Raw genomic sequence first — 12,909 nt, 5'->3', positions numbered from 1 at the left:
GCAAAAAGGGATGATCCGCCATGTGCGAATCATCCCTTTTGTTTATGCTTCTTGCATGTCTTCTTGCTGAGATTGTCCAGTCTCCACTAACAGTTTCCGGACACGGCGTTTCTCCACATGGAGAACGGTGAACGTCATGTCTTGATACGTGACTTGTGCACCTTTCTCCGGGATGTCGCCGAGCAATTCAACGAACCAACCGCCCATCGTGTTGGAATCGACGTCTGGTTCTGCAATCCCCATCTCTTCCGCGAATTCATCAACGTTCATGTCAGCCATACACTCATAGACCCCTTCACGGAGACGTCTGAGATAGACGACGGATTCGTCGTGCTCATCCCAGATGTCGCCGACGAGTTCTTCAAGCATGTCTTCTAACGTGATGAGACCCGCCGTGCCCCCGAATTCATCGAGGACGACAGCCATGTGAGATTGTTTCTGCTGGAGAATCGGAAGTAGTTCAATCAATTTCGTCTGCGGTGACACGTACGTGAGCGGTCGGATGAGCGAACGGACATCCGTCACTTCATCCTTCATCATCGAACGCAAGAAGTCACGTTCTGACAAGACACCGATGACGTTGTCGATCGAGTCTTTGTAGACCGGTAAACGCGAATGTCCACCACTGAAAATCGTGTCTTTGATTTCATCGAGCGAATCGTCGATGTCGACGGCCAGAATATCGATTCGTGGCGTCAGCACATCATCGACCGTAATATCGTTGAAGGCAAAGGCGCTATGGACGAGCTCTGCTTCCGTCTCTCCGAGCACACCTTCCTCTTCTCCCATATCGACGAGCACTTTCAACTCTTCTTCGGTGACGGATGGCTCCTTGTCTTTCATCCCGATCATCCGCAGCGTCAACTTCTTCAAGCCGGTGAAAATCATCGTCACCGGTTTGAGGACTTTAACGAGGAACACAAGGATTCCACTGATGAGAAGCGAATACTTCTCCGCAAACTCTTTCGCGAGCGATTTCGGTAAAATCTCACCAAAAATCAAGATGATGACCGTCGTCGCGAACGTTGACACGAGAAGACCGGTTCCACCACTGAAAATCGATGTGGCGATGGCCGTCGACACCGTCGCCGAACCGATGTTGACGATGTTGTTCCCGACGAGAATCGTCGAGAGGGTATCATCAAAACGGTCGACGAGACTGAGGACACGTTTTGCGGCTTTGTCGCCATCCTCTGCCATCCGAATCATCCGGACCCGGTTCACACTCGAGAGCGCCGTTTCTGCTGATGAGAAAAACGCTGACAACATGACGAGAACTACATATAGAATTATACTTGACGAGGGCACAGGGTCCACGTTAGCTTCACACTCCGTTTCTTCTTAACAAGTAATTTTTTTATTCCACAAACTCGAATTCGAAGTCGAGGATTGCCACGACACTACCGTCCTCGGCACCCAACTTACGAAGATCGTCATCGACGCCCATTTGACGCATTTGACGAGCAAATCGTTTGATCGACTCATCATGGTCAAAGTTCGTCATCTTGAAGAGCTTCTCGATACGAGGTCCCGTGATCACGAAGCGATCGTATTCATCGATGTGGATTTGATAGCCTTTCTCTTCCTTCTCATAACGATACACGACACGAGGCGTCGCTGTCTTCTCTTCGAGCTCATCGAGTGGGAATTCTGGTGTCGTATCGACAAAGTTCGCCACTTCGATTAACAAGTTGCGAAGACCGTCTTGAGCGAGTGCCGAGATCGGGAAGACTTTGACGTCGTCCCCTACCTTCTTCTTGAACTCTTCAAGATGTTCCGCTGCGTCCGGCATATCCATTTTGTTCGCCACGACGACTTGTGGACGCTCAAGGAGACGTAAGTTGTACGACTCGAGCTCACGGTTGATCGTCGTGTAGTCTTCGAACGGATCGCGTCCTTCCATACCGCTCATATCGATCATGTGAACGATGACTTTCGTCCGTTCGATATGGCGAAGGAACTGGTGACCGAGACCAACGCCTTGGCTCGCTCCTTCGATGAGACCTGGAAGGTCGGCCATGACGAAACTACGGTCGTCCGCTGTCTTGACGACACCGAGGTTCGGTGTAATCGTCGTGAAGTGGTACGCACCGATTTTCGGGCGCGCCGACGAGACGACCGAGAGAAGCGTTGACTTCCCGACAGACGGGAATCCGACGAGACCGACGTCTGCGAGGAGTTTCAACTCGAGACGCAACTCACGTTCTTGACCTGGTTCCCCGTTCTCCGCGATTTCTGGAGCCGGGTTGGCAGGTGTCGCAAAACGACAGTTCCCGCGACCACCACGACCACCTTTCGCGATCGTCGCTTGTTGACCGTGCTCGGTCAAGTCCGCGATGACGGTATCCGTCTCGGCGTCGAACACGATCGTGCCAGGTGGAACTTTGACGATGAGCGGTTTCGCTTTACGTCCGTGCATCCCTTTTGACATCCCTTTTTCGCCATCATGGGCGATAAACTTCTTCGAATAACGGAAATCAACGAGCGTCCGCAATCCTTCTTCTACTTCAAAGATGACGTCCCCACCGTGACCACCGTCACCACCTGCAGGACCACCGTCTGGAACGTATTTCTCGCGACGGAAAGCGACCATCCCTTTTCCGCCGTCTCCAGCTTTTACAAAAATATTAACCTGATCGACAAACATTTATTTCCCCTCCTTTATGTGAAACGTAGTGGTATCTACGTTCTGTTCGTACACATCGGCTGATGCCTTCACATCGTCCGGGACAGTGCCCGTGACGCGAACCATCAGTCCGTCCGTGAACGTCACATGAATCGACCCATCCGTGTTGTCTAACAAGCGGACAAGCATCTCTGCCACTCGCGCGTCATCGATGGCGAGTTGGTCGGTTGAAATCGTATACGTCATCCGTCCCTCCCAATTCGCTTGAATCACGACTAGGCTCGTCTGTGGCACGTTCAAACGAACGAGCGCACTCTCTTCGTCGGCCTGTTTCCGATAGCGTTCGTAAAGTTCTTCGAGCTTAGTCGGATCGAGAGCCGCGTAGAGCGAGATCAATTGAAGCCGATTCATCCATTCGTGACGGACGGTCGATAAGAGCTCGAGTGTCTGTTCTGAATCCATTTGATCCTCTCCTAGAAAAAAAGACTCTAACCAAATAAGTGGCTAGAGTCTTCTGCGTCGTTCAACTTACGCGACTGGGTAAACGCTCACTTGTTTCTTGTCGCGACCAAGACGCTCATAGCGTACTACGCCGTCAACTTTCGCAAACAAAGTGTCGTCGCCACCACGGCCAACGTTTTCACCTGGGTGAATCTTTGTACCGCGTTGGCGGTAAAGGATTGATCCAGCTGAAACTGTTTGTCCGTCAGCGCGTTTTGCACCGAGACGTTTCGAAATTGAGTCACGACCGTTTTTAGTCGAACCAACTCCCTTTTTCGAAGCGAAGAACTGAAGGTTCAATTGTAACATGAGGTCCACCTCCTATTGTTCAATTTGGATATATTCACCGTAGCTTTGGGCGATCGTGTCTAACTGCACGAGCATCCCTTCTAATAACAGTTGGGTGCGTTCCATATCCTGCGGTGATAAGTCAGGATACGTCTCGACATAAAAGTAACCACCCTCTGTTTGATCTGCCATTTCTACAAGAAGCGATTGACCCGCAAGCGTTTCGACGGCGTTATAGGCACCAAAGATGATGGCTGAAACACCGGCGCACACCAAGTCAGAACCAGGTTCTGCAAAATTGGCATGACCCGTCACTTCGACGGAGCGAATCGACTTCGCCTCGTCTCGTCTTACCTTGACCCGAATCATAGCTTACGCTTCGATTTTCTCGATGCGAACTTTCGTGTAAGGCTGACGGTGACCTTGCTTACGACGGTAGTTTTTCTTAGCTTTCATTTTGAAGACAGTGATCTTCTTAGCGCGGCCGTGTTTTACCACAGTACCGACAACTTTAGCGCCTTCTACGAGTGGAGCGCCGACTTTAACATCGTCACCACCAACGAAAAGAACCTCACCGAATTCTACAGTACCTTCGACATCAGCATCGAGTTTTTCGATGTAGATCTCTTGACCTGCTTCAACTTTGATTTGCTTACCACCAGTTTTGATGATTGCGTACATATACGTGCACCTCCTTGTTAAACTCAGACTCGCCATCCTGGGCAGGGCAAAACCTTTAAAAACCCGTTCTGTGCGGTTGTAGCCATTTGGGTGCTTCCAAACGAACTAACGTTATAGATAATACCATTCTCGATTAATCATTGTCAACGACGAGATAAGAAATTCTGACATTCTTCGGACGTCCCATAAAAGAGGAACTCCGGCTCCCCTTCGACGAGATGCACCTCGATGTCAAATTCGTGCCAGGAAGCGTCATGCCACTTCTTAGGGAGTGAGAGCACGACCGCTTCGTATTGATCATTCAAATCAAGGAGCGACCGTTCAAACTGTGAGAAGATGGCCAATTTTGAAGGCTTGCCGGCATGAAACATCCGGTCTTGAATCGAGCGACCGGTCCGTTCCCGCGACAGCTCGAACAGCCCCATTCGTGTGAAGCCGTACACCTCGACCCGACGTGGGTCACGCGCCCCGAGTTCTTTCATCTTTTTAAGGAGACGGGTCTGCCCTTCCTTTGAACCACGTAAGAAATCGATGATGACCATGCCGCCGATATTTCGCAGACGCAACTGCTCCATGATCGAATAGAGCGCGGCTTCATTGATGGTATCGGCCGCACGCCCCTTGTCTTTGACGGCGACATTTTTGCCACTATTCACGTCGATGACGGTCATCGTCTCGACTTGTTCGATCAAGACGAACGCCCCACCATCCAACCAGACGGCACGACTCTCCAGTTTCTCGATGGCTCCATCGAGACGTTTCGCTTCAGGCATCCGCCCTTTTCCGATATGACGTTTCACGGGGACATCCAATCGTTCGAGTCGCGTTTGCCCTTCTTTGTCATTCAACAGCACGGACTCGACTGCATGACGTCTCACGAATTGTTCGCATAGTAGCTCGTCTTGCCCGAACCGTTGCTCGATCACCACGATTGAACGGTTACGCAATCGATTCAGTTCTTCCTGTAACGCTTCCGGGGCCACTTGTCCGGCTTCCGTCCGAAATAAGACCCCTTCCTCTTCCGTTAAGTCGAGCGCCTTTGAGAGGCGGTCCTGCGTGACGAGGTCGAGTTTCCGGCTGAACAGTTGACGACGTCCAAATGGGAAATACACAAGATATCGCCCACCGAATCGAATGTTCTCTGTCACTTTATGATGCTTGCCGTTGATTCCTTCTTTTGTCACTTGGACGAGTCGCTTTTCTCCGACGACTGCCGCTTGCCCGATGGCGGGCACTTCCGGATACGAGGCGAGCGCACGGAGCGTCTCTGCGATCGGGAGAAAGTATGTCGTCTCCCCATCCGTCAAAAAGGCTGCCCCGAGTGACGGGTGGATCCGTTCAATTGCGGCTTCGACGATGGTCCCGACCGACAGTTGGTCGACAAACCGTTCCTCGACTTCGAGTAATCGTTCGCCGTCCACGAGCATCGCCCGTTCGATGGAAGGTGTTCGTTCGTAGATTAGCTTCATCTGCATCACTCCTTTCGACAGAAAAAGGCAACTTCCGTTGCCTTTACGCTTTTTTCATTCCAAATTTCATCATGAGTCGTGCCCAGAAGCCGACCGGTGCCGTCTCCGTCTGAATCGACATGAGCGGGACCGATTCGCCAAGAATACGGCGCGTGATGTTCCGGTACGCCTGCCCGGCATAGTTATCCGGATTCATCGTGACCGGGACACCGCGGTTCGCGGCTGCGATGACTTCCTCATCGTCGATGACGACACCGAGTAAGTCGATCGACAGGATGCGCATGATGTCATCGATGTCGAGCATGTCGCCCGATTCGACGAGATGATTCTTGACTCGGTTGACAATCAGTTTAGGCGCATCGATATGTTCCGCTTGTTCGAGCATCCCGATGATTCGGTCTGCATCTTGAACCGCCGCCTTTTCAGGTGTCGTGACGACGATCGCCTCATCCGCACCGGCAATCGCGTTCATGAACCCTTGCTCGATTCCAGCAGGACAGTCAATCAAGACGAAATCATATTCCGTCTTCAACTGGTCAACGATTTCCTTCACTTGTTCAGGATTCACTGACGTCTTGTCTTTCGACTGTGCGGCCGGGAGTAAATACATCTCCTCGAAGCGTTTATCGCGGACGAGCGCCTGATTCAACTTACATTGACCCGTGATGACATCGACAAGGTTATAAATGCTCCGGTTGTCGAGACCGAGAATGATATCGAGGTTACGCAACCCGATATCTGTATCGACGAGACAGACCGAGTGTCCAGACAAGGCGAGCCCCGTCCCGATGTTGGCGGTCGTCGTTGTCTTGCCGACGCCCCCTTTTCCTGATGTCACGACGATGGCTCTGCCGTTTTTAACTTCTTTTTCTGTATGTACAGGCTCCACTACTTGCTCCATTCCACTCACCCTCTCTGTAATTCCATTGCATATGCGTCTTTCAGACCTGTCATGACGTGGCGGAGACGTGTCATCTCAATCCCATCACTCGTCTGATACGCACAACCCATCTCAATCTCAGGAAGTTCTTCATCGTCATCGGCTGTGAGTACATGTTCACCGATTGCTAAAAACTTCGGATGGAGCAGGCTCGCGGTAATGACCGCTTCTTCCCATCCTTCGACACCGGCGCGCACATTTCCTCGTATCGTCCCTAAACAATAAATACTTCCTGTCGCCCGGACCTCTGACCCGGGATTGATATCCCCGATCACGAGCACCGAACCGTCAAACGTCAACACTTGCCCACTCCGAATCGTCCCGCTGTGATAGTGGAATGTCTTTCTGCCGTACGTCGCTTTCGCTTCTTCTGTCAACATGACATCGCTCGACAAGTCTTCAATATAAAAAACGCCATGACGAGCGACGACCTCACGAATTTGACGTGACAGCTCCTCGTCAATATAACGAGTACCCGCGTGCAACTTCAGGGCAATCTTTCCGGACGGCGGCTCCATTTCTTGTAATGTCGCTTCTAAGTCCGTAAGCACCTCGTCGATGCCACTCTTCGGATTGAAGTGAATGGCAATGCCGTTGCGATGTCCTTTAATCGTAATGTGTCGTTTACGCTCCATCATGGCTACCCTCTTTTCGCAACAGGGCGTGTCGTCACATAACGCGTCATCGGATAATAAAGAATCACGATGGCGATGGCATTGACGAGCATCGTCCCTGGAATCTGTTCAACCAATAGTGTTTGAATCGTCATCAACGTCCCACCAATCGCCGCCATGATCCCGTAAATCGCAAAGGTGAAAACGAGAATCATAAACGTGAACGTAATGGTGACGGAGAAGAAGTTCTCACCTATATATTTTAACACGAAGCTGGCTAAGAGAGGAATGAGTGAAAAAGTAAATACATAGATTCCAATCAGGTCGGTGTAGACGATATCATACAGCAGTCCGAATACAAGCCCAAACCCGAGTGCCGTCTCCCATCGACCGTACAGACTGACAAACATCAACCCGATCAACGTCAACAAAAGAAACGGCGTGGCGTAGTGCCAAGAAAAAATCGATGCCCATGTTCCTTCAATAAGAAAAAGGAGGAACAGGGCGATGAACACTTTCATGTTACTCACCCGCTGCTCCTCCTTCCTCGGGACCCGTTAAAAACGGTTCGTCTAGTGTCCGATCAATCACGTACATTTGTGAGAACTCATTGAAGTCGGCCTCCGGTTTAATCCGGGCGACTTGTGAGACGCCATATTCATCCGTCTCGATCGATTCGATCGTACCGATGACAAGTCCAGCCGGATAACGTCCACCGAGTCCAGACGTCGATACGATTTCTCCTTCTTTCAGCTTGACGCTATTCGATACTTTTGTGAAGAACAATTCATTCGTCTCCGTGTCGAATCCGTCAACCGTCCCATACGTCGGTTTGCCGTCCGCATCTTTGACCACAGCCGAGACGTTGTTCGTCCGGTTGTTGTCGCTGAGCAGTTGAACTTGCGACGTATAAGCACTCGTCTGAATGACACGACCGACCATCCCGCTCGCTGCGGTCACGGCCATGCCCTTTTCAACGCCGCGTTCTGAACCGACGTTGATGGTGACGTAGCGTTGCCAATCGTTCGGTGTCCGACCGATGACCTCCGCCGGAATGAGGTCGAAGTCACGTAACGACTCGTCTCTTGCTTCGACCATCTTTCGAAGCTCCTCATTCTCACGGCGCAAATCATCCGCTTCAACCGATACCTCGGCGTACTTCGCCAAATGTTCTTTCAGCTGGCGGTTCTCTTCGTAGATATCGCGGACATCTGAGATGGACGAGACCGTTGAGTCCATCCACCCGATTGGTACCGCGAACACTCGCTGGAACGTGCCGACCACATCACGCGTGACATCTTGGTACCAGGCTGATTCCGATCGTCCTCGAATCGAAACACCTAAAATGACGAAAAACAAGATCAGTACAATTAGCGTGATGATGAGCTTTTTATTACGTACGAATCGGCTCATCGTGTCTCACCTCTCATCGACGTGACGAGATGCCTGATTTCGAACGGAGGACGTCCATCATTTCAAGAGATTTTCCAGTCCCGACCGCTACGCAGTCGAGTGGCTCATCCGCAACGAGTGTCGGGATGTGTGTCTCGTCTGAGATCACGTCGTCCAAGTTTTTGAGGAGGGCGCCGCCGCCAGTCAAGACGATTCCGCGGTCCATAACGTCAGCCGCAAGTTCTGGAGGAGTTTGCTCAAGCGTTTGCTTGACCCCTGCTAAAATCGCTTCAACTGTATCCGAAAGAGCTTCACACACTTCTGCAGACGTGACTTCGATTTGTTTTGGAAGTCCTGTTACGAGGTCGCGACCACGGATTTCCATCTTCTCCGCTTCGTTCGATGCATCGATGCGCGCCGAACCGACTTCCATTTTGAGCGTCTCAGATGTACGCTCCCCGATCATGAGGTTGTACTTGTTCTTGATGTAACGAATAATGGCATCATCCATTTCGTCACCACCGACACGAATCGATTGGCTTGTCACGATGCCGCCGAGTGAGATCACTGCGACTTCGGTCGTACCGCCACCGATATCGACGACCATCGAGCCAGTCGGTTCCCAAACTGGGAGGCCTGCACCGATTGCTGCTGCGAACGGTTCTTCGATTGTGTATGCTTCACGAGCGCCTGCTTGTTTCGCAGCGTCTTCCACGGCACGTTTTTCAACAGACGTGATACCGCTTGGGACACAAATCATGACGTTCGTCTTCGATGAGAACAAACCGCCTTTTGATTTTTGAGCTTGCTCCATGAAGTATTTGATCATCGTCGCTGTCGTTTCGAAGTCAGCGATGACGCCGTCTTTCATCGGACGACGTGCAGAGACGTTCCCCGGAGTACGTCCAATCATATCTTTGGCCTGGTTCCCAACGGCCTCAATTCTACCTGTATCTGTGCGGAACGCCACGACGGACGGTTCACGAACAACAATTCCTTGACCCTTTACATAAACGAGCGTGTTAGCCGTTCCAAGGTCGATTCCGATTTCTCGGTTAAAACTACGAAACATAGGTGTTGCTCCTCTCTTCATTACACTATTTTTTATTATAACGGAAAAATCATGTTTGAAAACGTTCATTCGATTACAGGTTATTTACAATAACCGCATCTCAGTCCTGTCTCACCGTCTATTAGTTTGCCTTCTTTTCGGCAAAAAGGCAAATCAAAAAAGCAGACGCAAGTGAGCGTCTGCCTAAGGAGAGAACGGTTACAATCCCGGTTGGAGCGGAAGCAGTAACATCGCTCCGTAAAAGAATACCGAGAAAATCAACACCGGCCGAAAGAAGCGGGATGGCTTGAGTCGCGTCGCTCCTGCCAAAAAGCTCGATGTCGTCACGACGAAAATGTAAATTCCGATGTACATGAGCAGGAGGCGGACGAGTACCGTCCAGATGCCGAGTTGATTGAGTTCATTGAAAGAGAGCACGATCATACCGAGATAAGCGATGAGCGATAGAACTCCTACGCCAACACCGACGAGCGGCGAGACGCGGTCTAGCCAGTGGTTCTGATCGAACCGCATAAATAGCGCTGTGCTCACAAATAAAAACAGGATGAACACAACGATAGAGAAGATGGTTGGTCCTAGATGTATGTAACTCACAAAAAGCGATAATCCGACCATCAGTATCCAAATTATTTTTTCCATATAAACACCTCATTTGTTTTCTAATCAACATCTTGATTCGATTAGAGAAAACTACTTTAATTGATCACATCACGACTTTTTCAGTGTGACGAGAATAGATTGTTGGATCAGATCATGCCGCTGTTCTTCGTTTAAACGGACATATAGACTCTTCAAGAATGTTTTCACATTATGGACGACGTACCAATATTTTTCCTCATCATCAAGATGTTGCTTACATTCTTCTAAGTGATGTGGAAGCTGCTCTACATAGCGATGAATGACTTCAGAATCCATCCCTCGTTCGAGTAAACGTAGGAGCGGATGGATGAGACGTTCGTCTTCATCATGCGCCAATACCTCAGAACGCATGATTTGATTGATAATGACGTGGAAGAGTTCCGGAAATGACGCTGGATCCAGTTTCGGATTTGCGATCAGTTCGTCCACCGCATCTGCCGCGTGGGCAATCGAATGGGCCCATCCCTTGCCATTCACATAACCTCTTGTATCTCTCTCGAGCTGAAGATATCGAATCAAACCTTCTGTTGCCAGCCGGAATTGGTCTTCTGTCAAAAAGTCCTCTTCAACGTCTCGATGCAGAATCAAAGCCGTCAATAGAGTCGTGAAAGCTCTCGTGAAGACAGCGTCCGACTGCGTTTCCTCAATTCTATGAAACAAAAGAGCATGCAAGGACGTCTCAAGGAGTTCACTCATCTTGTCGAAATCGATGTCTTTTTGTTCGATGATGAAGCGAAAGAACATCGTGTATATGAGTCGATCACGGAGTTCGCCGTCCGGTGACCCGATATGCTGAACCATGCTGGTGAGAATGGCTTCTTTGTTTTTTTCGTAATACGTCAAATCCCCATCTTTCATCATCTGAAGGGCTTCTTTTAATTCGTTTTCCGACAGTACATTCATATGCGTACACCGCTCTTCTCAATTTGATTCATCATCTACTCTTTAGCCAAATGACAGTTTAAATAGCGTTGTTCATTCAGACCTTTCATTCGGATGTTGTGATAACTCTTCTTCTCCGGAATAGATCATCCACAAACTCAACATCAAACAAATCAATCCGCCCAGACCAGTCGTGATCAAGGACAATTGCTCACTGAAAAAGGATTTACTGACTGCTAAGAAAAGAAGAAATCCCCATCCGATCACATTCCATATCGTAATACGAGACAAATTAGACACCTCCCGTGCGCAAAGTAATTCATAATCATTTCTGCTCTCTTCGAATTTTACATCTCCACTTATCATTTTCCAACTATATCCAAAATTTAATGAGGTACCAGTTCTCTCGTAAACACAAAAAAGCAGACATCACGATGCCTGCTCTCTACTCCTTACCCATTCATATATCCCCGCTGCTTCATGCTGACGTAATGGTCTTCCCCGATGATGACGTGGTCGAGACAGGCAATGCCAACGATATTGCCTGCTTCGACCAATCGCTCGGACACCTCGATGTCTTCCCGACTTGGGGTCGCGTCCCCGCTCGGATGATTGTGCACAGCGATAAAGCATGCCGCCGACAACTTGAGCGCCTCACGAAACACATCACGCGGGTGGACGATTGACGAGTTGAGCCCTCCGACGAAGAGCGTCTTCCGCGCAATCAGTTGGTTCTTCGTATTCAAATACAAACAGACGAAATGCTCCTGATTCAACAGTCTCAATTCATCCCGCAACAACTCATAGGCATCTTGCGGCGAACGAATCGTCGGCATACTTGCTTTCGGTTCCTCGACGTATCGAATCCCGATCGTGAATGCAGCGAGAAGTTGCTCCGCCTTCTTCTTCGTCATCCCTTCGATTTTGCATAAATCGTGGACGGACGCTTGTGACAGCGCCCGTAACGTCGGGTAGACGTCCGAGATACGACGAGCCGTCTCCATCGGGTCCGGTCCCCGTCCTCCGATTTGAAGCAATCTGGCGATGGCGGTCTCTACACTACGGTCAAGCACCATGGTCATTCCTTCACCTACTTTCAAGTTCACAGAAAGCGAGGCGTCACCCCATGCCGGTCGAGCGTCTTGACGAGCGGATGGATCGGCAATCCGACGACATTATAAAAATCCCCTTCGATTCCTTCGACGAAGAGACCACCCGATCCTTGAATCCCATACGCACCCGCCTTATCGTAGGGCTCTGTCGAATCCAAATAATCCGCTAGCCAGGTTTCAGGAATCTCAGCGAACGTCACACGCGTCGTCGTGACGAACAAATCTTGGGACTTACCGATGATGCTCACACCCGTCAGCACTTCATGGGTCGAACCGGATAATCGTTCAAGCATCCGTTTCGCATCCTCCCGGTCTGTCGGTTTCTCTAAAATGATGCCGTTCAAGACGACGACCGTGTCCGCGCCGATGACGATGGCATCACGGTGATGCCTTGCCACGTCCATCGCTTTCTCCCGGGCCAGACGAGCGACGTAATCACTCGGTGTCTCCCGACCGTCCGTCCCTTCCATCACGGTCGATGGGATGACCTCATGTTTGATTCCTGCTTTCGTCAATAGCTCGGTACGTCGCGGTGACATCGAGGCGAGAGTGACACGCTTCTGTGTTGAATTCATTGTATCGACTCCTTCTCTTCTTCCAAAACGGCGTTCCTTCCCGTTTCGGTCTTCACTGTTGATTGTAGGCAACGTGCCTCCTAAACACAATTACCCGCGACGAAAAACACGCCCCTTC

At 50.3% G+C, this 12,909-nt stretch carries 16 protein-coding genes and 1 other annotated feature; all 16 genes read right to left on the bottom strand.

Annotated features, from left to right (window positions below; all coding sequences use genetic code 11):
* Window positions 1-42: 42 nt before the first annotated feature.
* Window positions 43-1,308: a hemolysin family protein gene (locus KNO68_RS01345; RefSeq protein WP_353047654.1), complete on the bottom strand. Its 1,266-nt coding sequence runs from the start codon at window positions 1,306-1,308 to the stop codon at window positions 43-45.
* Between the two features lie 49 nt (window positions 1,309-1,357).
* On the bottom strand, window positions 1,358-2,647 hold the full coding sequence (gene obgE / locus KNO68_RS01340; RefSeq protein WP_015881157.1) for a GTPase ObgE: 1,290 nt from the start codon (window positions 2,645-2,647) through the stop codon (window positions 1,358-1,360).
* Window positions 2,648-3,088, bottom strand: coding sequence for a Spo0B domain-containing protein (locus KNO68_RS01335; protein WP_215111953.1), 441 nt, complete (start codon window positions 3,086-3,088; stop codon window positions 2,648-2,650). It abuts the gene before it with no gap.
* Window positions 3,089-3,154: 66 nt separating this feature from the next.
* Window positions 3,155-3,436: a 50S ribosomal protein L27 gene (rpmA, locus tag KNO68_RS01330; RefSeq protein WP_015881155.1), complete on the bottom strand. Its 282-nt coding sequence runs from the start codon at window positions 3,434-3,436 to the stop codon at window positions 3,155-3,157.
* Between the two features lie 12 nt (window positions 3,437-3,448).
* Window positions 3,449-3,784: a ribosomal-processing cysteine protease Prp gene (locus KNO68_RS01325; RefSeq protein WP_015881154.1), complete on the bottom strand. Its 336-nt coding sequence runs from the start codon at window positions 3,782-3,784 to the stop codon at window positions 3,449-3,451.
* A 3-nt stretch (window positions 3,785-3,787) separates the two neighbouring features.
* Window positions 3,788-4,096 carry a 50S ribosomal protein L21 gene (rplU, locus tag KNO68_RS01320; RefSeq protein WP_015881153.1) on the bottom strand — a complete coding sequence of 103 codons (309 nt, stop codon included), beginning with the start codon at window positions 4,094-4,096 and terminating at the stop codon, window positions 3,788-3,790.
* A gap of 15 nt (window positions 4,097-4,111) precedes the next feature.
* Window positions 4,112-4,184: a sequence feature (ribosomal protein L21 leader region), on the bottom strand.
* A gap of 55 nt (window positions 4,185-4,239) precedes the next feature.
* A complete protein-coding gene (locus tag KNO68_RS01315) occupies window positions 4,240-5,565 on the bottom strand; it encodes a ribonuclease E/G (protein WP_214684631.1) in 1,326 nt (441 codons plus the stop codon).
* 43 nt (window positions 5,566-5,608) lie between these two features.
* On the bottom strand, window positions 5,609-6,466 hold the full coding sequence (minD, locus tag KNO68_RS01310; protein ID WP_015881151.1) for a septum site-determining protein MinD: 858 nt from the start codon (window positions 6,464-6,466) through the stop codon (window positions 5,609-5,611).
* A gap of 5 nt (window positions 6,467-6,471) precedes the next feature.
* The gene (locus KNO68_RS01305; RefSeq protein ID WP_251024819.1) at window positions 6,472-7,140 is read right to left on the bottom strand and encodes a septum site-determining protein MinC; all 669 of its coding nucleotides are present in this window, start codon (window positions 7,138-7,140) and stop codon (window positions 6,472-6,474) included.
* Window positions 7,141-7,145: 5 nt separating this feature from the next.
* On the bottom strand, window positions 7,146-7,640 hold the full coding sequence (gene mreD / locus KNO68_RS01300; protein ID WP_049759982.1) for a rod shape-determining protein MreD: 495 nt from the start codon (window positions 7,638-7,640) through the stop codon (window positions 7,146-7,148).
* A gap of 1 nt (window position 7,641) precedes the next feature.
* On the bottom strand, window positions 7,642-8,532 hold the full coding sequence (mreC, locus tag KNO68_RS01295; protein WP_047795500.1) for a rod shape-determining protein MreC: 891 nt from the start codon (window positions 8,530-8,532) through the stop codon (window positions 7,642-7,644).
* Between the two features lie 13 nt (window positions 8,533-8,545).
* Window positions 8,546-9,583 carry a rod shape-determining protein gene (locus KNO68_RS01290; RefSeq protein ID WP_074037493.1) on the bottom strand — a complete coding sequence of 346 codons (1,038 nt, stop codon included), beginning with the start codon at window positions 9,581-9,583 and terminating at the stop codon, window positions 8,546-8,548.
* A 198-nt stretch (window positions 9,584-9,781) separates the two neighbouring features.
* Window positions 9,782-10,222: a hypothetical protein gene (locus KNO68_RS01285; RefSeq protein WP_214757186.1), complete on the bottom strand. Its 441-nt coding sequence runs from the start codon at window positions 10,220-10,222 to the stop codon at window positions 9,782-9,784.
* 69 nt (window positions 10,223-10,291) lie between these two features.
* Window positions 10,292-11,125 carry a DUF2785 domain-containing protein gene (locus KNO68_RS01280; RefSeq protein WP_215111952.1) on the bottom strand — a complete coding sequence of 278 codons (834 nt, stop codon included), beginning with the start codon at window positions 11,123-11,125 and terminating at the stop codon, window positions 10,292-10,294.
* A 431-nt stretch (window positions 11,126-11,556) separates the two neighbouring features.
* The gene (gene radC / locus KNO68_RS01275) at window positions 11,557-12,186 is read right to left on the bottom strand and encodes a RadC family protein (protein WP_015881143.1); all 630 of its coding nucleotides are present in this window, start codon (window positions 12,184-12,186) and stop codon (window positions 11,557-11,559) included.
* 20 nt (window positions 12,187-12,206) lie between these two features.
* Complete coding sequence (locus KNO68_RS01270; RefSeq protein ID WP_215111951.1) at window positions 12,207-12,791, bottom strand: Maf family protein; 585 nt, start codon at window positions 12,789-12,791, stop codon at window positions 12,207-12,209.
* Window positions 12,792-12,909: the final 118 nt, after the last annotated feature.

Source organism: Exiguobacterium sp. s75, from assembly GCF_018617145.1.
In the GTDB taxonomy this organism is placed as follows: domain Bacteria; phylum Bacillota; class Bacilli; order Exiguobacteriales; family Exiguobacteriaceae; genus Exiguobacterium; species Exiguobacterium profundum.
The sequence above is the reverse complement of the archived record's forward strand: the minus strand, read 5'-3'. Positions and strand labels throughout refer to the sequence as shown.